Below are 25,935 nucleotides of genomic sequence, written 5' to 3' on the forward strand. Positions count from 1 at the left end.
GATATTTCTTAAAACACATCGCGGCGCTCCCTCAGGCTCTTCTCAAGCTGTTTGCGGCGTTTGGTTTCACCACTCAGGTCGTCGCGGGTCTCCTGCCACCACAGCTTGGCACCATCGCGCCAGCCACGGAACGTCTCGGCGCGCAGCGATGCCAGACCACCGGGCAGGTACAGCACCGACAGAATGAGCAGCAGGCCCAGCGACATCATGTAGATTTGCGGCACCTGCAGGCGCAGCGTTTCGGCCAGCACACTGAAGACAATGGCCGCAATGAGCGGACCCCACAGCGTGGCCGCGCCACCGATGAGCGCGATCAGCACGGTCTGGAAACCAATGAAGGGGTTGAACACGGTGTGGGGGTCGATATAGGTCCAGCGCACCGACATGGCCGCGCCCACCGCACCGGCCACCGCAGCGGTGAGTGCAAAGCCCGCCACCTTCACCCAGCGCGTGTTCACACCCAAGGTCTGTGCGCGCTGCTCGTCAGCCCCAATGCCGAGCATGGCCAAACCAAAGCGCGTGCGTCGGATGAAGATGGACAGCGCCACCGTGATCACGGCCAGCGCCAGCACGGTGAGGTAGATGGTGTCGCGCTCGGGCACCACCATGAGCACGCGACCCACCGTGCCGGTGACGCTCTTCTCGAAGTAGCTGATGGCGTGGCGGATCAGTTCGGTCATGCCGAAGGTAAGCACGGCGAAGTAGGTGCCGCGCAGGTGCAGCACGGCCGCGCCCATGACCACAGCCACGCCAGCGGCAATGAGCGCGCCGAGGCCAATGGCCTGCGCCCACGACACCTGCTCCAGCAGGATGGCACTGGTGTAGGCGCCGATGCCGAAGAAGGCCGAGGTGGCCAGCGAGAGGTAGCGCGTGGTGCCGCAGAACAGCGCCCAGCTGGACGAGAGCGCGATGTACATCAGGCAGGTGAGCGCCATGGACACGGCAAACTCGCTGGCAAAGCCCGGCAGCGCAATGGCCCAGCCGGTGAGACCGAAGAGGACCAGCAGGTCGCGGATGAGGAATTGTCTTGAGTTCATGAATGGTCGGCTCCGCCGGGCCGCCCCAAGGGGTCGACAACCCCCTCGGGGGGCAGCAAAGTACACGAAGTGACGAGCGTGGGGGTCATGACTTACGGCTCTTTCGGGTGAAGAGACCTTCGGGCCGCAGCAACAGCACGCTGATGAAGACGACGTAGCTCAACAGGGCTTTGAGCGAGGGATTGGTGAAGTGCATGCCCAGGGCCTCGATCACGCCCAGGAGCAGGCCGCCAGCCAGCGCGCCGCCCATGCTGCCGAAGCCGCCCAAGGTGATGACGATGAGCGCGGTGACGGTGTAGGGCTCGCCCATGGAGGGGCTGATGGTGTAGGACATGGACAAGAGCGCCCCGGCCACGCCCGAGAGGCCCAGGCCGATGCCGAACATGAGCGGGTGCAGGCGCTGGGTGTTGATGCCCATGAGCTGGGCGCCGGTAGGCGACTGCATGAGCGCCCGCACGCCCTTGCCCAGCAGCGTGGTGCGCATGAGCACGATGAGCGCGCCCGAGAACAGCAGTGCCAACGCAAACACCAGCAGCTTGTTGCCAGCGAACTGGGCGGTGCCATCGGGCAGGGGAATCTGCACCGGCTCGGTCAGGAAATCGTAACCGCGCAGGTCACCGCCCCACATCCACGACGCAAAGTTTTGCACCAGAAACATGAGGCCAAAGGCCACCATGAGGCCGCGCGCTTCGAAGATGTCGAGGTTGGGCGAGGTGACGGTGAGACGCCGGAAGCACAGCCGGTGGATCACCCAGCCCAGCACGAACAGCATGCCGAACGAGATGGGCACCATGAACAGCGGGTTCAGCCCGAGCGTGGTCTGCGCCATCCAGGTGAGGTAGGCCCCCACCATGAGGAACTCACCGTGCGCGATGTTGAGGATGCGCATCAGCCCGTACTGCAGGTTCAGCCCGAGCGCCACGAGCGCGTAGATACCCCCGGTGATGAGGCCGGAGGCGAGGAGTTCGAGCCAGGCGGAGAAGGACATGGAGAGGTGAGCGAGGGAGATGACCGGAGCGAAGGGTTTTAACCAAGAATGCCGCGGGTCCGGCTCCGCCGGCCCGCAGGCATTGCCCCCTTGAGGGGGTGACGCGCCGCAGGCGCGGCGCGGGGGTGAACCTTATTTCCAGGCAGGCTTGTTGGGGTTCAACGCAGCCGTGGCGACCGACTTCGGCCACACCACCTCAAACTCCCCGTTCTGCCACTGCCCCACGGTGCCTGGCGTGCCCACGTTTTCGCTGCCGTTGAATTTCACGTCACCAATGATGGTTTTGTGCGTGGTGCTGGCCACATAGTCGCGAATGGCCTTGCGGTCCAGGCCCTGCGCTTTCACCGCATTGGTGAGGATCTCCAGGCCGGCCCAGCAGGCGCCGCTGGCCCAGCGGTCGGGTTCCTTACCGGCGAACTTCTTGGTATGCGCGTCAAAGTAGGCCTTGGCTCCGGGGCTGGTCTTGCCGTTCCACGAACCCATGCCCAGCACGCCTTCTGCGCCGGCGGGCGTCATCACGTTGCGGTAGAGCTGGAACGCCGTGCCCACCGAAGCGTAGAAAAACTTCGGATTGAAACCCACTTCCTTGGCCTGGCGACTGGCCAAAATGGTGTCGGGCGGGTAGGTGAAACCCACGAACGCGTCGGGGTTCTTGTCCTTCATGGAACGCAGCACGGGTGAGAGGTCTTTCACACCGCCGGGGTAGCTCTTGTCTTCCACCAGTGTGATGCCGCTGCCCTGCAGCGCCACCTTGAACGCGGCGTAGTTTTCAAGGCCAAACAGGTCGTCCACGTAAATCAGCGCCACGGTCTTCACGCCGTTGGCCTTGAGCATGTCGACCAGCGCGTTGGTCATGGGCGCGGGCTGCTGCAGCAGCAAGAAGAAATACGGCAAGCGCATTTCGACCAGCCGGCGTGACAGCGCGGTGGGCGCGAGAAACGGGTACTGAAAGCGGTTGGCCAGCGGGGCCACGGCGAAGTTGGCGTTGGAGCCCCAAGGCGGCAGTACCAGGTCGACCTTGTCGCTGCCCATGAGTTTTTCGTAGGTGCGCACCACGGTTTCGGTGTCGCTGCGGTCGTCGCTGCTGATCAGCTCAATACGGCGCTTCACGCCTTTCACATCCAGGCCGCCCGCAGCGTTTTGCTGCTCGGCCCAGAGCAGGTAGTTGGGCTCCTGGCTCACCTGCGCACCGCCCGTCCAGGGGCCGGTGCGCGACATCGAATACCCGATGCGCACCGGCGCAGACTGCGCCATGAGCTGGGGAGCGAACGACATGGCGCCCACCGCAGCGGCGGCGCTCTTGATGACCAGACGGCGATTGGCTTGAGCCATGGTGTGTCTCCTGTGGTGTTCGAGAAATACGGACCACTGAATACTAGGCAGGCCCTGCCCCGGGCGCTTTGCTGGCTGTGCACAAGCGGCTTGTCTGAACGTGCACACGGATGCGGGATAACCCTCAACCATCCGCGCCCCAAGGGCTCAACAGACCACCCATAATTTGCTATCCGCAGCCCACGCAAGCAACCACCATGAAACCCGCGCCCCTGATGACCACCGACGCCGTCGCCCCGGGCGAGCGCGCTGCGGCCTGGCGCGACTGGATCTGGACGCACTTCGGCGGGCTGGAATCCGACTTGTACGGCGATACCGGTTTTGACGGCCACATGAGCGCTTCACAAGCGGGTGACGTGGTACTGACCAAGCTGGAAGCCAACCGCCACCGCGTGCTGCGCAGCCCCCGCCTGGCTCGCGCCAGCGACACCGGTTACCTGAAAATCGTGGCGCCCTGGCAAGGCAGTGCGGCGGTGGAACAGCAAGGCCGCCAAGCCTGGGTGAAGCCGGGTGGCTGGGCCATTTACGACACCACGGGCAGCTACGAAATTGCCAACCCGGAGCGGGTGGAACACCTCATCGTGATGCTGCCCAGAGAACAGCTGGCCGAGCGCGGCCTGCGGCTGGAGCCCCTGATGGCGCGCCACGTGGGCGGCGCCAGCGGCATTTCACGCGTGGCCCTGGAGGCCATGCGCAGCACCTTTCAAGAGCTGCCCGCCATGAACGCCACCACCGCGCGCGGTGCGGGTGAAATGATCATTGAGCTGGTGCGCCTGTCGTTGCAGGAACTGGCCGGTCGCGAGAGCGCCACCACCCAGCTCGAAGCGTTTCGCGACCGCATCCGTGAGCACATCGGGCAGCACCTGCGCGACCCCGGTTTGTCCATCGACCGCATTGCGCAGTCGCTCAACTGCAGCAAGCGCCACCTGCACAACGCCTTCAGTGCCGAAGACGACACGCTGGCGCACTACATCTTGCGCCGGCGACTGCAAGCCTGCATGCGCGACCTGAAAAACCCGGCTCAGGCACAGCGCACCATCACCGACATCGCTTTTTCCTGGGGCTTCAACAATGGCGCCCATTTCAGCCGGGTGTTCCGCGAACACGCGGGCCTGTCGCCAAGCGATTTCCGGGAAACTGCGCTGCGCCAGTCAGCAGCTGTTTGATTCAGCGCCCGCTCAGCGCAGCGCGCAGCCTTGCGACACGCGCAGGGCCAGTTGCTGCAGCGCCACCCAGGGATCGGCTGGCCAGTCGGGCTGTTTCAGGCCCTTGACGATGCCGTCCACCGTGTGCGCGTCGCGCAGCCAGCGCGTGAGGGTGGGCGTGGTCAGCTGCGGCAGCACACGCTCCATGAGCTTTTCTTTGGCGCCCCACACCCGGTTTTCGCGCAAGGCCATGGGCAGCGGGCGGCCCGCGTCCATGGCGCGGCGGATGCGGTTGAGCGTGCGGATGTCTTCCGCCAGCGCCCAGTGCACCAAGACCGCCGCCTCGCCCTCGGCCTGCAAGCCATCCAGCATGCGCTGCACGCGCAGGCTCTGCCCGCCCAACACCGCCTCGGCGAGCTTGAAAGCGTCGTAGCGCGCCACGTTGAGCACTGCCGACTCCACCTGGTCAAAGCCGACTTCACCGGCCGGGTGCAGCAGCGCGAGCTTCTGGATTTCCTGGTGCGCGGCCAGCAGGTTGCCCTCCACCCGGTCGGCAAAAAACCGCAGTGTGCGCTGGCCTTCTTCACCCGCCGCCACACGCTGGCCCTGTTGCTGCAAGCGCTGGGCAATCCACTGCGGCAGCGCCTTGCGGTCCACAGGGTCCACACGTACCGTGACGCCAAAACTGTCCAGCGCCGCAAACCAGGCGCCCTTTTGCGTCGCAGCATCCAGCCGCGGCAAGATCACCAGCGTGAGCATGCTGTCGCTGCCCTGCGAAGCCTGCGCCAGCTGCTGCAGCACCTGCGAACCGTCTTTGCCAGGCTTGCCCGAAGGGATGCGGATTTCGATCAGCTGCTTGTCGGCAAACAGGCTGAGCGAGCCACCGCTGGCCAGCACCTCGCTCCAGTCAAAGTGGGCGCCGGCCACGGTGTGCACCGTGCGCTCGGTGTAGCCCTGCTGGCGCGCCACAGCGCGCAAGGCATCGGCGGCTTCCTGGATCAGCAGCGGCTCGTCGCCGTGCAGCGTGTACAGGCTTTTCAGGCCGCGCTGCAGCTGTGCATCGAGTTGGGGCGCGGCGACTTGCATGGGCGGGTTTCAGGGCGTGCTCAAAGCGCTTGCACAGCCGCCAGGCGGCGCATGACCTGCTGCACGATGTCGCTTTGCATGTCGCGAAACAGCAGCGCCTCTTCAGCCTCTTTGGCCAGCACCGCGGTTTCTGTGAAGCTGATGTCGCGCTCCAGCAGCAGCTCGGTGGCGTCCAGCAAGCTCTTGCCTGCCGCCGTGGCCAAGCGAAACGTGAAGCGGGTACGCAACTGCATTTCACGCACCTGGCCGGCGGCGGTCTGGCCCACCACGGTTTTCTCGCGCTGGTCGCTCACCACGGTCATCACCACCTGGCCGCTGTCGCCTTCCGGGCTGGTGGGTGTGGCCGAGGTGAACACGCGAAGCCCCGCGCCTTCGAGCGCCCGACGCAGCTCGCGCGCCACGGGCGTGGCTTCGCTGCCCTGCAAACGCACGGACTCAAACGCCAACTTGGGCGCACCCCGCAAGGCAAAGCCACAGCCCGAAAGCGCCGCTGTACAGGCCCCGGCAAGGGCACCAAGCCACACGGTGCGGCGGGACAAAACGGAACGGGTGCCATGCATGGTGAGGGGCCTCAAATCACGATGTTGACCAACCGGCCGGGCACCACGACCACCTTTTTCGGGGCGGCGCCGTTGGCCTGCTTGATGAAGGCTTCGCTGGCCAGTGCAGCGGCTTCGATGGCGGCCTTGTCGGCGCTGGCGGGCACGGTCACGCTGCCACGCAATTTGCCGTTGATCTGCAGCACCAGCTCCAGCTCGTCCTGCACCAGGGCAGCTTCGTCAACCACCGGCCACGGGGCGTCGAGCAACTCGCCTGCAGCGGTGGCAAAGCCCAGTTCAACCCAGGCTGCATGGGCCAGGTGCGGGCACGCGGGGTAGAGCATGCGCAGCAGCAGCGACATGCCCTCGCAGCGCAGGGCGTTGTCGCCCACGCTGCCGTCGAAAGCGAAATCTTCCAGCGCGTTGAGCAGCTTCATGCAACCCGACACCACGGTGTTGTATTGCATGCGCTCGTAGTCGTAGCTCACCTGCTTGAGCACCAGGTGCATCTCGCGGCGCAGCTTCTTCGCCTCGGGTCGCAAAGCGGCGCTGGACAGGTTGCTGGCCGTGGCGAGGCGCAGCGCGTCGGCATGCTTGGCGCCAAAGCCCCACACGCGTTTCAAGAAGCGGTAGCTGCCCTCCACCGCCGCGTCGTTCCACTCCAGCGTGGCCTCGGGTGGCGCGGTGAACATGGTGTACAGGCGGGCCGTGTCAGCGCCGTACTTTTCGATCAGGTCCTGTGGGTCAACGCCGTTGTTCTTGGACTTGGACATGGTGCCCACGCCCTCGTAGTCAATGGCCGTGCCCACGGGCAACATGCCGTCGCCGCTGGTGGCCGGGTTCTTCAGCTGGGCGCCCACCACCTTGCCGGCTTCGTCGAGCACATGCTCCACGTCGTGCGGCCAGAAATAGTCTTTGCCGCCCTTGGCGGTGCGCCGGCTGTAGATGTGGTTGAGCACCATACCCTGCGTGAGCAGCTGGGTGAAGGGCTCGTCCACCTTCACCAGGCCCAGGTCGCGCATCACCTTGGTCCAGAAGCGCGCGTACAGCAGGTGCAGGATGGCGTGCTCGATACCGCCAATGTACTGGTCCATCGGCATCCAGTAGTCCGCGCCTTCGGCCACCATTTTCTCGGTGTTGGCCGGGTCGCAGTAGCGCATGAAATACCAGGACGAGTCCACAAAGGTGTCCATGGTGTCGGTTTCGCGGCGTGCGGGCTTGCCACACACTGGGCAAACCACACCGGCGTGGAAACCTTCGTGCTTGTGCAGCGGGTTGCCCGAGCCGTCGGGGATGCAGTCTTGCGGCAGCACCACCGGCAGGTCCTTTTCAGGCACCGGCACCGCGCCGTGTTCATCGCAGTGGATGATGGGAATCGGCGTGCCCCAGTAGCGCTGGCGGCTCACACCCCAGTCGCGCAGACGCCAGGTGGTTTTCTTCTCGCCGAGGCCCTTGGCGGACAGCAGTTCGGCCACCCGGTCGACCGCGCCCTTCTGATTCATGCCATCGAGATCGCCTGAGTTCACGCACACGCCGCTCTGCTTGTCGCCGTACCACTCTTGCCAGGCACTGTCGTCAAACGACTTGCCTTCAACCGCCACCACCTGGCGGATCGCCAGCGCGTACTTCAGCGCAAACGCAAAATCCCGCTCGTCGTGCGCGGGCACACCCATCACCGCGCCGTCGCCATACGACATCAACACATAGTTGCCCACCCACACAGCCACCTGCGCGCCAGTGAGCGGGTGCGTGACGAACAGGCCGGTGGCCATGCCCTTCTTTTCCTGCGTGGCCAGCTCGGCTTCGGTGGTGCCGCCGCTCTTGCACTCTTCAATGAACGCCGCCAGCGCCGGGTTGCTCGCAGCCGCATGCTGCGCCAAGGGATGCTCGGGCGCCACGGCGCAGAAGGTCACGCCCATGATGGTGTCGGCGCGCGTGGTGAACACGTACATCTTGCCCTCACCGATCAGCGCACCGTCGGCACCCGCGATGGTGTGCGGGAACGCAAAGCGCACGCCCTGGCTCTTGCCGATCCAGTTTTCCTGCATCAGCCGCACCTTGTCGGGCCAGCCGTTGAGCGTGGCCTTGGGGTTGCCGATCTGCACATGGTCCAGCAGCTCTTCAGCGTACGACGTGATGTTCAGGTAGTAGCCCGGAATTTCGCGCTTTTCCACCACCGCACCGGTGCGCCAGCCTTTGCCGTCAATCACCTGCTCGTTGGCCAGCACGGTCTGGTCCACCGGGTCCCAGTTCACCACCTGGGTCTTGCGGTAAGCAATGCCCTTTTCCAGCATCTTCAAAAACAGCCACTGGTTCCACTTGTAGTAGCTCGGGTCGCAGGTGGCCACCTCACGGCTCCAGTCGATGGCCAGGCCCATGGCCTGCATCTGCTGCTTCATGTAGGCGATGTTTTCATACGTCCACTTGGCGGGCGGCACACCATTTTTCAGCGCGGCATTTTCAGCCGGCAGGCCAAACGCGTCCCAGCCCATGGGCATGAGCACGTTGAAGCCCTTCATGCGCAGGTGGCGCGTGAGCATGTCGTTGATGGTGTAGTTGCGCACATGGCCCATGTGCAGCTTGCCGCTGGGGTACGGCAGCATGGAGCAGGCGTAAAACTTCTGCTTGCCCGCGTCTTCGGTCACGCGGTAGGCGTCGGTGGCGTTCCAGTGGGCGTGCGCGGCGCGCTCGACTTCCTTGTGGGCGTATTTTTCTTGCATGAAGCAGGGACCGGGCGAGCGGTAAGGAGGACTGTCGGGAAAGAGGGTTCGGGGACGGGGTTGGGCACATAGCGATCGGCCCGCAACCGCCCAAGACGGTAACCCACGATTTTAGGCCTTGGGGACCCCCGGCGAAATTCAGCGGGCTGGCACGGGCACCGAGGCGGCCACCGTCGATGGATCGGCCACAAAACCGATGCGCGACAGACCCGCCGCCTGGGCCAACGCAATCAACGCCACCACGCGGCCATAGGGCACGGCGGTGTCGGCGCGCAGCTGCAGTTCGGTGGCCGGGTCGCGCTCGGCGGTGGCTTGCAGACGCTGGCGCAAGGCATCAGCGTTCAGGGGCTGGTCATCCCAGTAAACCTGGCCTTGCGCGTCCACGCTCAAGGTCACGAAAGCGGCGGGTGCGTCCGGGGCCGCTGTGCCGGCCGCTTCGACCTGGGGCAGCTCCAGCGCCAGTCGGCTGGCCATGAGGGGTGCGGCCAAAATGAAGATCACCAGCAGCACCAGCATCACGTCCACCAGCGGGGTCACGTTGATGTCGCTCATGGGCCGGTGGCCGGCGGGTTTTTCCAGTCTGCCGAAGGCCATGGTGCTCAGGCCGTGGGCGCTGGCTGTGTGCCCGTGTGGCACAGCAGTTCGCGCAGGTCGCGCGCAAAGCCTTCCAGCTCGGCCTCAATCTCGGCCACCTTGCGGCCCAGCACGTTGTAGGCCAGCACCGCTGGAATGGCCACGGCCAGGCCGGCTGCGGTCATGACCAGGGCCTCGCCCACCGGGCCCGACACCTGCTCGATGCGAAAACCGCCGTCGAGCCCGATGCTGGTGAGCGCGTGGTAAATGCCCCAGACCGTGCCCAACAGCCCCACAAAAGGCGCCGTAGAGCCCACCGTGGCCAACAGCACCTGGCCGTATTGCAGCCGGGCCAGGACGCGGTGCAAAGCGTCGCGCAGCACGCGTGTGAGTTGCTGCGAGCGGTCGCCGGCGGCGGCCAGCGTGTGGGCCGGGGCGCCGCCAAGGCCGCGGGCGGCGCGCAGCAGCGGCAGCAGCAACTGGCGGGCGTCAAAGGCCGCGAGCCGCTTGTCGGCGTCGTCCAGGTCGCTGGCCTGCCAGAAGGCGGCTGTGCTCAGCCGCACGTCATGGGCTGCGCGGTGCAGCAGCCAGCTCTTCCACACAATCACCACCCAGCTGGCCACCGACATGGCCAGCAACAGCAGGGCCACGGCGCGACCGAGGGCGTCGGCTTGCGCCAGCGTGTCCAGAATGCCCATGGGTGCAGACCGCTCAGCGCAAGCCGAGCACGTCGAACATGTCGTACAAGCCCGCGGGCTTGCCCGCCAGGAAGCGCACCGCGCGCAGGCTGCCCTGGGCGTAGGTGGCGCGGCTGCTCGACTTGTGCGTGACTTCAATGCGCTCGCCGGTGCCGGCAAACAGCACCGTGTGGTCGCCCACGATGTCGCCACCGCGGATGGTGGCGAAACCGATGCTGGACGGATCGCGCTCACCGGTCACGCCCTCACGGGCGTACACGGCGCAGTCTTTCAGGTCGCGCCCCAAAGCGTCAGCGATCACCTCGCCCATTTTCAGGGCCGTGCCGCTGGGCGCGTCGACCTTGTGGCGGTGGTGCGCTTCGATGATTTCGATGTCGTAGCCAGTGGACAGCGCCTTGGCCGCCATCTCCAGCAGCTTGAGCGTCACGTTCACGCCCACGCTCATGTTGGGCGCCATGACGATGGCAATGGACTTCGCGGCCTCGGCAATTTCGGCTTTTTGCTCTTCGCTGAAACCGGTGGTGCCGATGACGGCGTTCACGCCGTGCTTCACGCACGCACGCAGGTGAACCAGCGTGCCCTCGGGGCGGGTGAAGTCGATCAGGCACTGGCTACCGGCCAGCCCCAGGTCCAGATCGGCGGTGATGTTCACGCCGGTGGACTGACCGCCAAAGGCACCCGCGTCCTGGCCCAGGGCTGGGCTGGAGGCGATGTCGAGCGCGCCCGACAGCGCGCAGTCGCCGCTGGCACGCACCGCGTCCACCAGCATCTGGCCCATGCGGCCACTGGCGCCGGCCACACAAATGCGCAGCGGGCTTGAAGTGGTGGCGCTCATCGGGCAGCTCCCGGGGTTTCCAGGGGCGGGTAGCTGGTGCCGGGCGCCACGGTGGGCGGAGTGGGTGGGGTTTGCGCGGTTTTGGCGTTGCGTTCCTGAAACGCTTGCAGCTGCGCTTCGGTGGCCTGCAACACAGGCGGCTTGTCGGACTTGCGGCGCACGTCCAGTGAGGCCACAAACTCGGCCTCGGTGGGCAGCTCGTCGCCTTCAAAACGCTCCATCACCTCGCCCTTGAAAAACACCGCCAGCTTGCGCTGCTGCGGCGGCTGGCCTTGGCGCTTGAAGGTGAACACGTAGTCCCAGCGGTCGGCATGGAACACGCTGGTGAGCAGGGGCGAACCCAGAATATCGCGCACTTGCAGGCGCGACATGCCGGGCTGCAGCGCCTGGGCCTGCTCGCGCGTGACCACGTTGCCTTGCTGAATGTCGATCTTGTAGGGCGTCACCAGGTTGCCGATGCTGGGCATGCGGTCACCCAGGCTGGAACAGGCGGTGAGCGCCAGCACGGCGCTCAGGGCGCACAGCACACGGCCCGGGCGGCTGAGACGCGGCAGGCGCTCATATAAAGAAGAGCGAGGAGGTGTGAGGTGATGCATGTGGGCAAACCGTGAAAGGCGCGTGGTACAGCCACCAGCAGTATGGCCATGCTGCACATCGCGCGCGCTGGCGATATGATCCAAACATTGTAGCCCCGGGGTACAGCAGCCCGCAGGCCCGGCTCCACACGCCGACAGCACCCCAGCCGCTGGCGGCCACCCCACCCCTTGCATCCTGCCCTCCCATGACCAACATCGAAGAACTCAAAAGCACGGGGCTCAAGGCCACGCTACCGCGACTGAAGATTCTGGAGGTGTTTCAAAACGCCAAGCAGCGCCACATGACCGCCGAGGATGTGTTTCGCGTGCTGCTGGAAGACCGTTCCGACATCGGGTTGGCCACCGTGTACCGCGTGCTGATGCAGTTTGAACAGGCGGGTCTGCTCACCCGCAGCAACTTCGAGTCGGGCAAGGCCGTGTTTGAACTCAACGAAGGCCAGCACCACGACCACCTGGTGTGCCTGGACTGCGGCCGCGTGGAAGAGTTTTTCGACGAAGAAATCGAGAAACGCCAGCACCTGGTGGCCAAGACGCGTGGTTTCGTGCTGCAAGAGCACGCGCTCTCGCTTTACGCGAATTGCACCAAGACCGACTGCCAGCACCGCACCAAAAGGGCCTGAGAGAGCAGCGAACCACACGAAGCGGAGAGCGTGGGGGCAGCAGGCCGTAGCGCCGGGCCGCCCCAAGCAAGGCCAGCCCCCTCGGGGGGCAGCGAACCGCACGCAGCGGGGAGCGTGGGGGCAGCAGGCCGCAGCGCCGGGCCGCCCCAAGCAAGGCCAGCCCCCTCGGGGTGTAGCGAACCACGCGAAGCGGGGAGCGTGGGGGCAGCTGCTCCTCACTCTCCCCGCGACATGGCCGCGCGGTGGCGCGAAACGAACTCCTGGTAGGTGTCAATGCCACGCAACTGCAAAATGGTGTTGCGTACCGCCGCTTCCACCAGCACCGCGATGTTGCGCCCGGCCACCACCTGAATCACCGCCTTGCGCACGGGAACGCCCAGCACGTCCTGGTACAGCGGCTCGTGCGGCATGCGCTCGTAGTCTCGCTCCATGGTTTCCTTGCGCACCAGGTGCACGATCAGCGAGAGGCGCATTTTGCGGCGCACAGCCGTTTCGCCAAAGATGGCCTTGATGTCGAGCAGACCAATGCCGCGCACTTCCAGCAGGTTTTGCAGCAACTCGGGGCAACGGCCTTCGATGCTGGTCTGGTTGATACGGTACAGGTCCACCGCGTCGTCGGCCACCAGGCCGTGGCCGCGTGAAATCAGCTCCAGCCCGAGTTCGCTTTTGCCCAGACCCGACTCGCCCGTGATCAGCACACCCATGCCCAGAATGTCCATGAACACGCCGTGCATGGAGGCGCGGTCGGCGAAATGGCGCGAAAGGTAGGCCCGCAACACATCGATGACAAAGGCTGCCGATTCGGTGGTGGAAAACATCGGGATTTGAGCCCGTTCGCACATGGCCAGCAGCGCATCGGGTGCGGTCTGGCCGTCGGCCACCACAAGCACCGGCGGCTCCAGCGTCACGATGCGGGAAACCCGGCGGCGGTTGTCGTCGTCGTTGGCGCTCGTGAGGTAAGCCACCTCGCGCTCACCAAACACCTGCACCCGGTAGGGATGGATGTAGTTGAGGTAACCCACCAGGTCGGCACCCGAGCGGGCCTCGCGAATGGCCACCTCATCAAAGCGCCGCTCAGAGGCGCCCAAGCCAGCCACCCACTGCCACTTCAGGGCTTCGCGGTGGTCTTCAAACAGGACGTCTGCGCTGACGACGGTGGGTTTCATGTCAGATCACTTTCACTCAAGGGCAGACAGTTACCGCCAGCGTGTTGAGCTTGCGCGGTGCCGCACAAGGCAAAACAGCCCCATGCAGGGGCTGTTGGTGTGGATTCGGCACGCCAGCCGGCTTCGCGCGCGGCCTTGCAGCACGCAGCAGCGAAGCGCTGCATTCAGGCGGCGGCGTGTGCAGACTGCCAGGACGTGATGAGGCCGTGCAACGCCGCTGCTTCGCCAGACGTTTTCATCTGCTCACGCAGGGCGCTGTCGCTCAACAGCTCGGCAATTTCGGACAGGATCTCCAGGTGTTTCTGGGTGGCCGCTTCGGGCACCAGCAAGAAGATCATCAGCTGCACGGGCTGCTCGTCGGGCGCGTCAAACCCGATGGGGCTGCCCAGCTGGAACACCGCAGCCAACGGCTGCTTAAGACCCTTGATGCGGCCGTGGGGAATGGCAACGCCGTGGCCCAGACCGGTGGAGCCCAGGCGCTCGCGCGCAAACAGGCTGTCGGTGATCAGGGCGCGGTTCAGGCCGTGCAGGGTTTCAAACAGCAAGCCCGCTTCTTCAAACGCACGTTTCTTGCTGGTCGCGTCGACGCTCACAAGCACTTGCGCGGCGGGCAATATGGCAGATAGTCGGTTCATGTGGGCCTCTTGGACCGCAAATTATGCCGAGTTGAGCGGCGTTGGCTAGACTCTGGCAACAAAAAAGCCGCTTGACTTTTCAAGCGGCTTGCTGCAGTGCAACATAAGAGCCGCTTTCAGCGGCTCGTTCCGGACGTTACATCAGGCGTTTGGCGGCTTCGTGGTGGTGGTCTTGCGCCTTGTCCTTGTAACGCAGCACTTGGCGGTCGAGTTTGTCGGCCAGGTCGTCCACAGCGGCGTACAGATCAGCGTGGGCACTTTCAGCGAACAGGTCTTTGCCCTTCACGTGGATGTTGCACTCGGCGCGCTGGCGCAGGTCTTTCTCTTTCAAGTTGTCTACCGTGAGCAGCACCTTGATGTCGACCACCTGGTCAAAGTGTCGGGATATGCGTTCGAGTTTGCTGGTGACATAACCGCGCAGGGCGGGGGTGACTTCGAGGTGGTGACCGCTGATCGTCAGGTTCATACATGAGCCTCCTTATGCTCCGGGTTGACACAAGCCGCCGGGTGGGCAGACCTCCCGACGGCGACGGGGATGTCTTGAAGCCACTATGCCCATGAACACTGTGCAGCGCAAGCTTGCAGTGCAACAAAGCGTGAAAATGCAAACCTTGTCATTCAGCCGGCAGCCTTGGGCGTGGCGTGCACCCTGAGACGGCGCGACATCACCACCGCCGCCAGACTGGCACACACGCCGAGCAGGCCGGCCACCCAGTAGTGCTGCACCAGGCCGTCCGCATCGCGGCTGATGATGAGACCACCCAGAAACGACGCCAGGCCCATGGCCGCAGACTGCACGGATGCGTTGAGTGCCATGAAAGTGCCGCGTAAAGCCGGTGTGGCCGCACCGGTGACCAGAGCCATGCCGGGAATCATGCGGCCACTGAGCAACACAAACAACCCCGTGGATGCCGCCAGCACCGCCCACAAGGGCAGCGCAGGCATCAGTGTGATGGCCATGATGGGCACGGTGACGGCCAACGCCAGCCAACGAAACAGCCGCACCTTGCCCATGCGATCGGTCAGGCGGCCAAACACCCGTGCCGTGATCAGCGTAGCCGCCCCACCACACAGGTAAATGTATGGAACCTGATCGGCGCGCACACCCACATTGGTCTCCATGTAAATGGTGATGAAGGGAATGACGGTGAAGCCGGTGAACATGAGCAGCGCCGAAAACGCAAAGGCGCGCTGGTGGTTGCGCTCGCTCAGCACCATGCCAATGCCGCGCCATATGGACGGCCGGTCTTTCACCAACAGGTGCTGGTTCAGTCTGGGCAAGGTCAAGGCGGCACCCAAGGCCAGCACGCCACTGAGCGCCGCAATGCCGATGAACGGCGCCTGCCAGCCCAGGCGCGAGGCCAGGAACAAGCCAATGGGCACACCGGCCACCGTGGAGAACGAAAACGACGACATGACGATGCCCATGGCGCGACCGCGGCGCTCGAACGGCACCACGTCGGCCACGATGGTTTGCGAGAGTGCCGACAACACGCCGCCAAACATGCCCGCCGCCACCCGCGCCACCATCAGGAACCCATAGCCCGGCGCGAGCCCGCAGGCCAGTGTGGCCAGCGCAAACAGGACATACAGGGTGAGCAGCAGGCGCTTGCGGTCAAACCGGTCCACATAGGTGGCGGCGGCCAGACCTGAAAAGCCCGCCGCCAAGGTGTAGGCCGACACCAGCAGGCCGAACTGCGCGTCGGTGATACCAAACAGCCGCGTGAACTGCGGCCCGAGCGGCATCATGATCATGAAGTCGAGGATGTGGGTGAACTGGATGCCGGCGATCGTCAGCAGCAGCCAGCGTTCGCGGCCGGGGGTGAGATGAGAATGTGTCATGATTTTGGGTAACAACCCAATGTATCCGAGGCGCCGCTGGCGCCGGGTCACCAGGCCAACCACGTTGTCACTCGATACCCTGATTTCATGCAACATGCTGAGCGCCGACCGGTCCGGGATGCCGGGCAATGGCTGCGCACTGGTGCTCATGGGCGGCGGCGCCCGCACAGCGTACCAGGCCGGCGTGTTGAAGGCACTGGCCGCCATGCTGGGCACCACCACCGCCCCAAGCCGTGCCGCCAGCGCATCACCGTTTCCTTTTCAGTGCCTGTTTGGCACCTCGGCGGGGGCGCTCAATGCCGCCTACCTGGGCAGCCACGCCGCGCTGGGCCTGGCGGCGCTGCCGCAACTGGCAGACTTCTGGCGCAGTCTGCGCTCGGAACAGGTGTACCGACTGGACGCCCCGGGCTGGGTGCGTGCCAACCGGCTGGTGGCCGGCTGGACGCTGGCACGCCAGGTGCGCCGCCACCGCGCCCTGCTCGACACCATGCCCCTCGTGAACACGCTGCACCAGGCCATCAACCTCCAGGCATTGGAACAGGCGCTGGAGCAGCAGCACATTGACGTGCTCGGCGTCACCGCCTCCAGCTACACGTCGGGCGAGCACTGGACCTTTTGCCAAACCCGCCCGCACAGCCCGGTGCAGCCCTGGCACCGGCCGGGACGGCGTGCCGACTTTCAGCCCATCACCATCGAGCACCTGATGGCTTCCAGCGCCATTCCGTTCCTGTTTCCAGCCGTACCGCTGTGGGTGGAAGGGCGCAAAGAACACTTTGGCGACGGCTCGATGCGCCAGCTGTCTCCGCTGTCGCCCGCCATCCACTTTGGCGCCCGCCGGGTACTGGTGATTGGCGTGGGCCAACCCCAGCGCTCGGGCATGGCCGCCCGTGTGAGCAACGAACCCACCGCCGGCACCATTGCTGGCCACGCCATGGCCAGCGTGTTTCACGACACGCTGCAATCTGACGTGGAGCAAACCCAGCGGGTGAGCCAGACACTGGCCCAGCTGCCACCCCACTTGGCGGCGGCGCTGCCCTACCGCCCTGTGGACGTGCTGGCGCTCCAACCCAGCTTTTCACTGGACGAACTGGCCCACAAATACATGGGTGCGCTGCCCCGCCCCACCCGCAACACCCTGGTGGGGCTGGGTGCGCTGGACACCGGAAAGGGGGCTGCCGGCAGCGCCGCTGCGCTGGCGAGCTACCTGCTGTTTGAACCCGACTTCGTCACCGCCCTGATAGAGCTCGGCGAGGGCGACGCCTGGCGGCGCAAAGACGAATTGATACGGTTCCTGAGCGCACCACTGAGCCACAACCACCGGTCGGCAGTGCCATAATCGGCGGCAGTTTTCAACCCTGAACAACCCCATGGACAGCACACCTCCCAGTTGTGTGCTTTCAGCCCCACCCGCTCCCGTCTGAGCCCCGCCCACCGCGCGGACGCTGAGGTCAGGCGAACGGCCGGCTGAAAGCGCCACCCCAACCGCCCCGGGGTCACACCAGCACCCCGCTTCCCTCAGACCCTCTCACGCCGGGAGCGCCCACATGCTCAACGTATTCACCCTGGCCAACGGCCGCCTGTTCCAGGAAGAAATCGAGTCGCTCGAAGAACTGGCGCAGTTCAAGCCCATCTGGGTCGACCTGGAGGCACCCACGCCCGAAGAACGCCGCTGGGTGAAGCAGCATTTTGGGCTGTCGATCCCCGAAGACGCGATGGACGAGGACATCGAAGAGTCGGCCCGCTTCTTTGAAGAAGACAACGGCGAGCTGCATGTGCGCAGCGACTTCTTGATCGACGATGAAGAAGACCCGCGCGCGATCCGCGTGGCGTTCATCTTGAATGAGCACAATGACTCGCTCAAAAGCCAAGGCGTGCTGTTTTCCATCCACGACGAAGACGTGCCCGTGTTTCGGCTGCTGCGCATGCGCGCACGCCGCATGCCAGGCCTGATCGAAGACGCCAAAGACGTGTTGCTCATGCTGTTCGACGCCGACGCCGAATACTGCGCCGACACGCTCGAAGACATTTACGACGAGATCGAGACCGTGAGCAAAAAGGTGCTCAACAGCAACGCCTCGGACAACCTGCTGAGCGAAGCCCTGTCGGCCATTGCGCGCAACGAAGACATGTCGGGCCGCATTCGTCGCAACGTGATGGATACCCGGCGCGCCGTGAGCTTCATGATGCGCAGCCGCCTGCTGAGCGCCGAGCAGTTTGAAGACGCGCGCCAGATTTTGCGCGACCTCGACTCGCTGGACAGCCACACCGCGTTTCTGTTCGACAAGATCAACTTCTTGATGGACGCCACGGTCGGTTTCATCAACATCAACCAGAACAAGATCATCAAGATCTTCTCGGTGGCCAGCGTGTCGCTGCTGCCACCCACCCTGGTGGCTAGCAGCTACGGCATGAATTTTCGTTTCATGCCCGAGCTGGAATGGGCCTACGGCTACCCGCTGGCCATAGGGCTCATGGTGATGTCGGCCATCGTGCCCATGGTGTATTTCCGCAAGCGGGGCTGGTTGCGTTAAGACCACCCCCATCGCCCGCTCACTGCGTGTAGCGGGCTCCGCCCCTCAAGGGGCAACGCGGTGCGCCCCGGCAAAGCCGGTTGCGCCGCGTTCTGGGGGGGCCATCTCGCTCCGACTGTCCCAATCACTGAACGCGGTCAGTACCCACCAAAAAACATGCACACATGCGGGCTGGCCAAGCTGGACCCACCGCATTCTGGGTGGGGGCATCTCACGCCGGACGGTTCAGTGGTTGAACAGGGCTTCGATCACCGCGCCGCTGTAGCGGCTGGCGACTTCGCGCAGGAAGCGCGGAAAGTCCACATGTGCAGCGTCGTCGGCTCGGTCTGAAATGGTGCGCACCACGGCCAGGGGCACAGCAAAGTCGTGGCACACCTGGGCAAAGGCGGCGCCTTCCATTTCGACCGCCAACGCGTCGGGCAAGTCGCGTTGCAGCGCCTGGCTTTCCAGCGTGGTGGCCACGAAGCGGTCGCCGCTGATCAGCAGCCCCTGGTGCAGGCGCGGCGACTGCAAGCCAAAGGCCGCCACGGTGTCGGGACCCAGTTCTTGCGGCAGGGTATGCAGCATGCGGTCGCAGGCCAGCTCCAGCGCATCGGTCAGTGGCGCATCGGCCTCGAAACGCGCCCGGCCATAGCCCGGCACCTCGTGGCGCGCAAACAGCGGCGAGGCGTCCATATCGTGCTGCAGGAAGCACCGCGCCAGCACCACGTCGCCCACGTTCACACGTTGCCCCAGCCCGCCGGCCACGCCGGTGAACACGATGCGCTTCACGCCGAAACGCTCGATGAGCAGCGTGGCGGTTGTGGCCGCCGCCACCTTGCCGATGCCGCTGAGCACGGCGACCACGTCTTGCCCGTGCAAGTGCCCGACCCAGAACTCGCGCCCACCCACAACCTCCTTGTGTTCGTCGGGCATCAGCGCAAGCACACTGGCAAGTTCGTCGTGCAGGGCGGAAACAATGGCGGTACGGGGAATGGATGTCATGCCCATATTGGATCAGAAGCCAGGCACTCACTGGAGCACGTGTCTGATCCGAGAACGCGGTGGAACCGGCTCCGCCGGGCCACTCGCGTTGCCCCCTGGGGGGTGACGCCGCAGGCGGCGCGGGGGGTTACTTCTTATCCCGCAACTCGCGGCGCAGGATCTTGCCCACCGGCGTCTTGGGCAGCTCGGTGCGGAACTCCACCACCTTGGGCTGCTTGTAGCCGGTCAGGTTGGCCTTGCAGAAGTCGCGCACCTGCAGTTCGGTCAGCGCGGCGTCTTTCTTCACAATCACCAGCTTCACGGCCTCGCCCGACTTGTCGTCGGGCACCCCCACCACGGCGCATTCCATCACCCCAGGCAGCTGCGCCACCACGTCTTCCACCTCGTTGGGGTAGACGTTGAAACCGCTCACCAGCACCATGTCTTTCTTGCGGTCCACAATTTTGAAATACCCGCGCGCGTCCATGATGCCCACGTCGCCGCTCTTGAAAAAGCCATCGGGGGTCATGACCTTGGCGGTCTCATCGGGACGCTGCCAGTAGCCGGCCATCACCTGTGGGCCCTTGATGGCAATCTCGCCGGGCTGGCCCAGCGCCACTTCCACGCCGTCGTCGTCCAGGCATTTCATCCAGGTGTTGGGCAGCGGCACACCAATGGTGCCGCTGTATTCGGTGCTGGTGGCGGGGTTGCAGCTGGCCGACGGACTGGTTTCCGACAGACCGTACCCTTCGCAGATCGGGCAACCGGTTTTCTCCAGCCAGAGCTTGGCCACGGCACTCTGCACCGCCATGCCGCCGCCCACCGACACCTTCAGGTTGCTCCAGTTGACGGTGTTGAAGTCGGGGTGGTTGGCCAGGCCGTTGAACAGGGTGTTGACGGCCGGAAAGCTGTGAAAGGTGTGCTTGCTCAGTTCTTTGAGCACGGCGGGCAGGTCGCGCGGATTGGGAATCAGAATGGTTTTTCCGCCGGTGCGCATGGACAGCATCATGTTCACGGTGAAGGCGAAGATGTGGTACAGCGGCAAGGCGCACACGCTGGTGGGCTGCTCACTGGCGGGCACCTGCTTCATCACCGGTTCGTTCCAGGCTTCGGACTGCAACACGTTGGCGATCACGTTGCGGTGCAGCAGCACCGCGCCCTTGCTCACACCGGTGGTGCCACCGGTGTACTGCAGCACCGCCACATCGTCGGGCTTCATGTCGGGCCGCTTGAAGGTACCGCGGGTGCCCCGGGCAATGGCTTCGTTGAAGCGCACCGCCTGCGGCAAGCTGAAAGTCGGCACCATCTTCTTGACATTGCGCACCACGTAGTTGACCACCGCGCCCTTGAGCAGCCCCAGCAAGTCGCCCATGGCGGCCAGCACCACATGTTTCACGGGCGTGTTGGCCACACACTGCTCCAGCGTGGCGGCAAAGTTCTCCACGATCACGATGGCCTTGGCGCCCGAGTCCTTGAGCTGGTGCTCCAGCTCGCGTGGGGTGTAGAGCGGGTTCACGTTCACCACCACCAAGCCAGCGCGCAAGATGCCCGCCACCACCACCGGGTACTGCGGCACGTTGGGCATCATGATGGCCACGCGGTCGCCCTTGACCAGCCCCAGGCCCTGCAAATAGGCGGCGAAGGCTTGCGACAGGCTGTCGGTTTGTCCAAAACCCACCTCTTTGCCCATGAAGCTGTAGGCGGGTCGGCTGGCGTATTTCTGGAAGCTCTCTTCCATCAGGTGCACCAGCGAAGGGTACTGGGCCACATCGATGTCGGCGGGTACGCCCACGGGGTAGGCGCCCAGCCAGGGACGGTTGGCCGTCGGTTCGGTCATGCGGTATCTCCAGATCTCTTGTGGGTTGTCAGCAACTGCGCATTGTCGTTCGACACAAGGCCTCTGGGCATCGTGTTTTTCCCTTACGAACGACTGACAAATTACCGCAAACCTTGAACACCCGCGCTGGCGCGCTATGAAAACAAAGTACCGGTAGTCTGTTCGTACGCCACACAAAAAAGGGGCCCGAAGGCCCCGTCTTGCGCGGTTGATGCCATACATGGACGGCCAGAAACCGCCTCTGGCCGCCCCGCCGCCCAAGCGCTGTCAGCTCTTCAGCGCCACCAGCACCTCGTCCAGCATCTTCTTGGCGTCGCCAAAGAGCATGCGGTTGTTGTCCTTGTAGAAGAGCGGGTTGTCCACGCCGGCGTAGCCGCTGGCCATGCTGCGCTTCATCACGATGGACGTGCGCGCCTTCCACACTTCGAGCACCGGCATGCCGGCAATGGGGCTGGTGGGGTCGTCCTGCGCAGCCGGGTTCACGATGTCGTTGGCACCGATGACGATGGCCACGTCGGTGTCAGGGAAGTCCTCGTTCAGCTCGTCCATCTCGAACACGATGTCGTAAGGCACCCGGGCTTCGGCCAGCAGCACGTTCATGTGACCGGGCATGCGACCCGCCACCGGGTGGATGCCGAAGCGCACGTTCACGCCCTTCTCGCGCAGGTGCTTGGTGATTTCAAACACCGTGTGCTGCGCCTGCGCCACCGCCATGCCATAGCCGGGGACGATGATCACGTTCTTGGCTTCGCGCAACATTTCGGCGGTCTCGCCGGCCAGGATAGGGTTCACCTCACCCACCGGCTCGGCAGCGGCACCGCCCGCAGCTTTGGGCGCGGCGGCGGTGGTGCCGAAGCCCCCCGCGATCACGCTGATGAAGCTGCGGTTCATGGCGTTGCACATGATGTAGGACAGGATGGCGCCGCTGGAGCCCACCAGGGCACCGGTCACGATCAACAAATCGTTGCTCAGCATGAAACCGGTGGCCGCAGCCGCCCAGCCCGAGTAGCTGTTGAGCATGGACACCACCACCGGCATGTCGGCGCCGCCAATGGCCATGACCATGTGGATACCGAACAGCAGCGCAATGGCGCTCATCACGAACAGCGGCAGCATGCCCTGTTCGATGGTTTCGGCCTGCAGGAACATGCGACCAAAATAGATGACCGCAATCAAACCCGCGAGGTTCAGCCAGTGCCGACCCGGCAGCAGCATGGGGCTGCCACCGATGCGGCCCGACAGCTTGCCGAAGGCCGCCACCGAGCCCGAGAAGGTGACCGCGCCGATGAAGATGCCAATGTAGATCTCCATCGCGTGGATGGCGTGGGCTGCGCTGTCGAGGTTCTTCGACGCTTCGGGATCGACGTAGGTGGCGTAACCCACCAGCACCGCGGCCATGCCGACCATGCTGTGCATCAGCGCCACCAGCTCGGGCATCTGCGTCATCTGCACTTTGCGCGCAGCGGTCAGGCCAATGGCACCGCCGATCACCATGGCACCGATGATCCAGGGCACGCCGGCCATGGTGACTTGCGGGCCAAACACCGTGGCCAGCACGGCCAGCGCCATGCCGACCATGCCGTACAGGTTGCCCCGGCGCGCAGTTTCCTGGTTGGACAGGCCACCCAGGCTGAGGATGAAGAGAATGGTCGCTCCGATGTAGGAGACCGTGGCCAGACTTGCAGACATGAATATCTCTTTTCTTAATCAGTCGGGGACAGAGCTGAAGATCTGTCCCCGAAGTCATTACTTTCGGAACATCGCCAGCATGCGCTGGGTGACGGCAAAGCCGCCGAACATGTTGATGGCGGTGAGCACCAGCGCCACCGCGGCCAGCACACCGATCAAGGTATTCGGCCGATCGGCTGCGTTGGCCATGGGCGAGATTTGCACCAGCGCGCCGATGGCGATGATGGAGCTGATGGCGTTGGTCACGCTCATCAGCGGCGTGTGCAGCGCGGGCTTGACGTTCCACACCACCATGTAGCCCACGAAGCAGGCCAGCACGAAGACCGTGAAGTGCGACAGGAACGCGGCCGGTGCGTAGGCGCCCACCAGCGCAAAGAGCACCGCCGTGACGCCGGCCACGATGGCCAGCTTGCCCGCGGGCATCGGCCCAGAAGGCTCGCCATGGCCGTGGCCCTTCTTCGCCACCACCGCAGCAGCCGGTTTGGGCGCCGGTTTGGGCGCCGCCGCGATGGGCGGCGCGGGCCAGGTGATGGCGCCGTCCTTCACCACGGTCAGGCCACGGATCGCGTCGTCTTCCATGTTGACGTTGATGACACCGTCTTTCGTCTTGCACAGCTCTTCGCTCAGGCGGAACAGGTTGGTGGCGTACAGCGTGGACGACTGGCGCGCCATGCGCGAGGCCAGATCGGTGTAGCCGACGATGGTCACGCCGTGGCGCACCACCGCCTCGCCCGGCACGGTCAGCTCGCAGTTGCCGCCCTGCTCGGCCGCCATGTCCACGATCACGCTGCCGGGCTTCATGCTCTGCACCATCTGTGCGGTGATCAGCTTGGGCGCGGGTTTGCCGGGAATCAGCGCGGTGGTGATGATGATGTCCACCTCGCGCGCCTGCTTCGCGTACATCTCGCGCTGCGCCTGCTGGAAGCCTTCGCTCATGACCTTGGCGTAACCGCCGCCGCCCGAGCCCTCTTCCTCGTAGTCAACCTTGACGAACTCGCCACCCAGCGAGACCACCTGGTCGGCCACCTCGGCACGGGTGTCGTTGGCGCGCACGATGGCGCCCAGGCTGGCAGCAGCGCCTATCGCCGCAAGACCAGCCACGCCGGCGCCGGCGATGAACACCTTGGCCGGCGGCACCTTGCCCGCAGCCGTGATCTGGCCGTTGAAGAAACGACCGAAGGCATTGGCCGACTCGACCACCGCGCGGTAGCCGCTGACACCGGCCATGGAGGTGAGCGCGTCCATCTTCTGCGCGCGGCTGAGGGTGCGCGGCAGCGCGTCGATGGACAGCGCCGTGACCTGCTTGGCTGCCAGTTGCTGCATCAGATCGGGGTTCTGCGCAGGCCAGAGGAAGCCGATCAGCGTCTGGCCTTCGTGCATCAGCGCCACTTCATCGGCCGTGGGTGCGCGCACCTTGAAGACGATGTCGCTGCCGCTCCACAGCTCAGCCGCAGTGGGCGCGATGCTGGCACCGGCCTCTACATAGTCGGCGTCGCTGAGGTTGGCGAGATCGCCGGCGCCACTTTCCACCACCACAGCAAAGCCCAGCTTGATGAGCTTGACCACAGCCTCGGGCACGGTGGCCACGCGTTTTTCGCCGGGGAAAATCTCACGGGGTACGCCAATGCACTGCGGTGTGGGTGCGGCCGCGCTGGCTGCGGCTGTTTCGGTCGATGCGCCAGAAGTCATAAGGGCAGTCCTTGATGCAGGGATTTCAGAATGGGGTCGGTGAAAAAAGCAGCGGGCTTCAGGCATGCCCAAGCGGCGGAAGCGGCGTCCACCGTCGGCTTGCAGGCCCGTGCCATTTCAGTCAGTGAGCTTGCCCGCGTCGGCCAGTGCCTTGGCGGCATGGCGATGGGTCGGGCCTGGCCGTCTGGGGTGTGACGGCCTCGCTTATCTCGCCCACCGGTGTCTCGGCGGGTGCGCTAATCAGCATAAATGTCTCCTCACTCGCGCGGTTGGTATGTCGTTTGGCGCAGCTTAACTGAAAGCTGCCTGAAGCCGATCAGGGTTCCTCCCCGCTGCGGCCTGAAATCTTCGGCGTCAAGGCATGAAATCTCATTTTGAAACAAGGGTCTTCCGTTTATAAGTCATTGCTGATATTTTGCAAAGACCGGAACAGGCACGGGCTTGAGCCCAGCGATTGGCCGCCGGTCAATAATTCGGTCATGAACACCCGTTGGAAACCCAGCGCCACCGTGGCCGCCATCATTGAACGCGACGGCCGCTACCTGTTGGTGGAAGAACACACCCCCGAGGGCCTGCGGCTCAACAACCCGGCCGGCCACCTGGACCCCGGCGAGAGCCCCGCCCAGGGCGTGGCGCGCGAAGCGCTGGAAGAAACCGCGCACCGTTTCACGCCCACCGCGCTGGTGGGCGTGTACCTGTCGCGTTTTCAGCGCGAAGCCACCGGCGAGGACATCACCTACCTGCGCTTCGCATTCTGCGGCGAACTGGGTGCCTTTGAGCCTGAACGGCCGCTGGACCACGGCATCGTGCGCACCCTCTGGATGGCGCCCGACGAGCTGCGCGCCAGCGCCGCGCGCCACCGCAGCCCGTTGGTGTTGCAGTGCATGGAAGACCACCTGGCCGGCCGGCGCTACCCGCTGGAGGTGGTGACGACCGACGCTTCGGTGCTAACCGGCTCGCGCTAAGCCCCCCATCAGTCGCCGCCCGACACGCGCCCGCGCAACTGCTTCACCTGCGAACGCGTGGCCTTGCCGGCCAGGCGGCGCTGCTTCGAGCCGAAAGTGGGCTTGGTCGCTTTGCGCGCCTTGGGCAGCGTGGTCACGCTGTCAACCAGCGCCTGCAACCGCTCCAGCGCTTCGGCCTTGTTTTGCTCCAGGCTGCGGCTGGTTTGTGCCTTGATCACCACCACGCCTTCGGTGGTGATGCGCTGGTCGCTCAGGCCCAGCAGGCGCTCTTTGATGGCGTCGGGCAACGATGAGGCGTGGATGGCAAAACGCAGGTGCACTGCGTTGGACACCTTGTTCACGTTTTGCCCGCCCGCGCCTTGCGCGCGGATGGCGGTGAATTCCACTTCCGAGGCGTCAACGGTGAAACGGGGTGCAGTCATGGGCTGAAGCCTACGGCATATGCGAAG

General features: G+C 64.8%; 24 protein-coding genes. 5 read left to right on the forward strand and 19 right to left on the reverse strand.

Annotated elements, in window-relative coordinates; all coding sequences use genetic code 11:
• Positions 1 to 8: 8 nt before the first annotated feature.
• The 3 genes from ACTG4K_RS14040 to ACTG4K_RS14050 form a co-directional block, all read right to left on the reverse strand.
• Positions 9 to 1,037 carry a branched-chain amino acid ABC transporter permease gene (locus tag ACTG4K_RS14040; RefSeq protein WP_439114831.1) on the reverse strand — a complete coding sequence of 343 codons (1,029 nt, stop codon included), beginning with the start codon at positions 1,035 to 1,037 and terminating at the stop codon, positions 9 to 11.
• A gap of 85 nt (positions 1,038 to 1,122) precedes the next feature.
• On the reverse strand, positions 1,123 to 2,025 hold the full coding sequence (locus ACTG4K_RS14045) for a branched-chain amino acid ABC transporter permease (protein ID WP_439114832.1): 903 nt from the start codon (positions 2,023 to 2,025) through the stop codon (positions 1,123 to 1,125).
• Positions 2,026 to 2,157: 132 nt separating this feature from the next.
• Positions 2,158 to 3,357 (reverse strand): amino acid ABC transporter substrate-binding protein, encoded by a 1,200-nt coding sequence (locus tag ACTG4K_RS14050; protein ID WP_439114833.1) that lies wholly within the window; start codon positions 3,355 to 3,357, stop codon positions 2,158 to 2,160.
• Positions 3,358 to 3,554: 197 nt separating this feature from the next.
• Here ACTG4K_RS14050 and ACTG4K_RS14055 point away from each other — a divergent pair, with 197 nt between their 5' ends.
• Positions 3,555 to 4,523 (forward strand): helix-turn-helix domain-containing protein, encoded by a 969-nt coding sequence (locus ACTG4K_RS14055; RefSeq protein ID WP_439114834.1) that lies wholly within the window; start codon positions 3,555 to 3,557, stop codon positions 4,521 to 4,523.
• A 12-nt stretch (positions 4,524 to 4,535) separates the two neighbouring features.
• On the opposite strand, the gene holA is transcribed toward ACTG4K_RS14055, so the two are convergent.
• The 7 genes from holA to ACTG4K_RS14090 all read right to left on the reverse strand — a co-directional run bounded on the left by holA (position 4,536) and on the right by ACTG4K_RS14090 (position 11,549).
• Positions 4,536 to 5,588 carry a DNA polymerase III subunit delta gene (gene holA / locus ACTG4K_RS14060; RefSeq protein WP_439114835.1) on the reverse strand — a complete coding sequence of 351 codons (1,053 nt, stop codon included), beginning with the start codon at positions 5,586 to 5,588 and terminating at the stop codon, positions 4,536 to 4,538.
• Between the two features lie 20 nt (positions 5,589 to 5,608).
• On the reverse strand, positions 5,609 to 6,148 hold the full coding sequence (locus ACTG4K_RS14065; protein WP_439114836.1) for an LPS-assembly lipoprotein LptE: 540 nt from the start codon (positions 6,146 to 6,148) through the stop codon (positions 5,609 to 5,611).
• 11 nt (positions 6,149 to 6,159) lie between these two features.
• Positions 6,160 to 8,847, reverse strand: coding sequence for a leucine--tRNA ligase (leuS, locus tag ACTG4K_RS14070; protein ID WP_439114837.1), 2,688 nt, complete (start codon positions 8,845 to 8,847; stop codon positions 6,160 to 6,162).
• Positions 8,848 to 8,985: 138 nt separating this feature from the next.
• Entirely contained in the window at positions 8,986 to 9,441 is a 456-nt protein-coding gene (locus ACTG4K_RS14075; RefSeq protein WP_439114838.1) for an ExbD/TolR family protein, read from the reverse strand.
• A gap of 5 nt (positions 9,442 to 9,446) precedes the next feature.
• Positions 9,447 to 10,118, reverse strand: coding sequence for a MotA/TolQ/ExbB proton channel family protein (locus ACTG4K_RS14080; RefSeq protein ID WP_439114839.1), 672 nt, complete (start codon positions 10,116 to 10,118; stop codon positions 9,447 to 9,449).
• A 13-nt stretch (positions 10,119 to 10,131) separates the two neighbouring features.
• A complete protein-coding gene (gene dapB, locus ACTG4K_RS14085) occupies positions 10,132 to 10,953 on the reverse strand; it encodes a 4-hydroxy-tetrahydrodipicolinate reductase (protein ID WP_439114840.1) in 822 nt (273 codons plus the stop codon).
• Complete coding sequence (locus ACTG4K_RS14090; protein ID WP_439114841.1) at positions 10,950 to 11,549, reverse strand: outer membrane protein assembly factor BamE; 600 nt, start codon at positions 11,547 to 11,549, stop codon at positions 10,950 to 10,952. Before ACTG4K_RS14090 ends, dapB begins: the two co-directional genes overlap by 4 nt.
• 185 nt (positions 11,550 to 11,734) lie before the next feature.
• Here ACTG4K_RS14090 and fur point away from each other — a divergent pair, with 185 nt between their 5' ends.
• Positions 11,735 to 12,169 (forward strand): ferric iron uptake transcriptional regulator, encoded by a 435-nt coding sequence (fur, locus tag ACTG4K_RS14095; protein ID WP_439114842.1) that lies wholly within the window; start codon positions 11,735 to 11,737, stop codon positions 12,167 to 12,169.
• Between the two features lie 215 nt (positions 12,170 to 12,384).
• Here the strand turns inward: fur and hprK are convergent, their stop codons facing one another.
• From hprK to ACTG4K_RS14115, 4 genes are all read right to left on the reverse strand, one after another.
• A complete protein-coding gene (gene hprK / locus ACTG4K_RS14100) occupies positions 12,385 to 13,335 on the reverse strand; it encodes an HPr(Ser) kinase/phosphatase (RefSeq protein WP_439114843.1) in 951 nt (316 codons plus the stop codon).
• A 164-nt stretch (positions 13,336 to 13,499) separates the two neighbouring features.
• Positions 13,500 to 13,970 carry a PTS sugar transporter subunit IIA gene (locus ACTG4K_RS14105; RefSeq protein WP_322305180.1) on the reverse strand — a complete coding sequence of 157 codons (471 nt, stop codon included), beginning with the start codon at positions 13,968 to 13,970 and terminating at the stop codon, positions 13,500 to 13,502.
• A gap of 136 nt (positions 13,971 to 14,106) precedes the next feature.
• Positions 14,107 to 14,436: a ribosome hibernation-promoting factor, HPF/YfiA family gene (hpf, locus tag ACTG4K_RS14110; RefSeq protein WP_304833866.1), complete on the reverse strand. Its 330-nt coding sequence runs from the start codon at positions 14,434 to 14,436 to the stop codon at positions 14,107 to 14,109.
• A 152-nt stretch (positions 14,437 to 14,588) separates the two neighbouring features.
• Positions 14,589 to 15,812: an MFS transporter gene (locus ACTG4K_RS14115; protein WP_439114844.1), complete on the reverse strand. Its 1,224-nt coding sequence runs from the start codon at positions 15,810 to 15,812 to the stop codon at positions 14,589 to 14,591.
• A 64-nt stretch (positions 15,813 to 15,876) separates the two neighbouring features.
• Here ACTG4K_RS14115 and ACTG4K_RS14120 point away from each other — a divergent pair, with 64 nt between their 5' ends.
• Together ACTG4K_RS14120 and corA are read left to right on the forward strand one after the other, a co-directional pair.
• The gene (locus tag ACTG4K_RS14120) at positions 15,877 to 17,148 is read left to right on the forward strand and encodes a patatin-like phospholipase family protein (RefSeq protein WP_439114845.1); all 1,272 of its coding nucleotides are present in this window, start codon (positions 15,877 to 15,879) and stop codon (positions 17,146 to 17,148) included.
• A gap of 208 nt (positions 17,149 to 17,356) precedes the next feature.
• Positions 17,357 to 18,343: a magnesium/cobalt transporter CorA gene (gene corA / locus ACTG4K_RS14125; RefSeq protein WP_439114846.1), complete on the forward strand. Its 987-nt coding sequence runs from the start codon at positions 17,357 to 17,359 to the stop codon at positions 18,341 to 18,343.
• A 225-nt stretch (positions 18,344 to 18,568) separates the two neighbouring features.
• Here the strand turns inward: corA and ACTG4K_RS14130 are convergent, their stop codons facing one another.
• The 4 genes from ACTG4K_RS14130 to ACTG4K_RS14145 form a co-directional block, all read right to left on the reverse strand.
• Positions 18,569 to 19,333, reverse strand: a complete 765-nt coding sequence (locus ACTG4K_RS14130) for a 5'-methylthioadenosine/adenosylhomocysteine nucleosidase (RefSeq protein ID WP_439114847.1) — start codon at positions 19,331 to 19,333, stop codon at positions 18,569 to 18,571.
• Between the two features lie 121 nt (positions 19,334 to 19,454).
• Positions 19,455 to 21,143 carry a long-chain-fatty-acid--CoA ligase gene (locus ACTG4K_RS14135; RefSeq protein ID WP_439114848.1) on the reverse strand — a complete coding sequence of 563 codons (1,689 nt, stop codon included), beginning with the start codon at positions 21,141 to 21,143 and terminating at the stop codon, positions 19,455 to 19,457.
• Positions 21,144 to 21,410: 267 nt separating this feature from the next.
• Positions 21,411 to 22,832, reverse strand: coding sequence for a Re/Si-specific NAD(P)(+) transhydrogenase subunit beta (pntB, locus tag ACTG4K_RS14140; protein WP_439114849.1), 1,422 nt, complete (start codon positions 22,830 to 22,832; stop codon positions 21,411 to 21,413).
• A 57-nt stretch (positions 22,833 to 22,889) separates the two neighbouring features.
• A complete protein-coding gene (locus tag ACTG4K_RS14145; RefSeq protein WP_439114850.1) occupies positions 22,890 to 24,521 on the reverse strand; it encodes a Re/Si-specific NAD(P)(+) transhydrogenase subunit alpha in 1,632 nt (543 codons plus the stop codon).
• Positions 24,522 to 25,000: 479 nt separating this feature from the next.
• On the opposite strand from ACTG4K_RS14145, the gene ACTG4K_RS14150 reads away from it, so the two are divergent.
• Complete coding sequence (locus ACTG4K_RS14150; RefSeq protein WP_439114851.1) at positions 25,001 to 25,486, forward strand: NUDIX hydrolase; 486 nt, start codon at positions 25,001 to 25,003, stop codon at positions 25,484 to 25,486.
• Positions 25,487 to 25,494: 8 nt separating this feature from the next.
• Here the strand turns inward: ACTG4K_RS14150 and arfB are convergent, their stop codons facing one another.
• Entirely contained in the window at positions 25,495 to 25,908 is a 414-nt protein-coding gene (gene arfB / locus ACTG4K_RS14155) for an alternative ribosome rescue aminoacyl-tRNA hydrolase ArfB (RefSeq protein ID WP_439114852.1), read from the reverse strand.
• Between the last annotated feature and the right edge of the window lie 27 nt (positions 25,909 to 25,935).

Origin of the sequence: Hydrogenophaga sp., from assembly GCF_965657535.1 — a bacterium.
In the GTDB taxonomy this organism is placed as follows: Bacteria; Pseudomonadota; Gammaproteobacteria; order Burkholderiales; family Burkholderiaceae_C; genus Hydrogenophaga.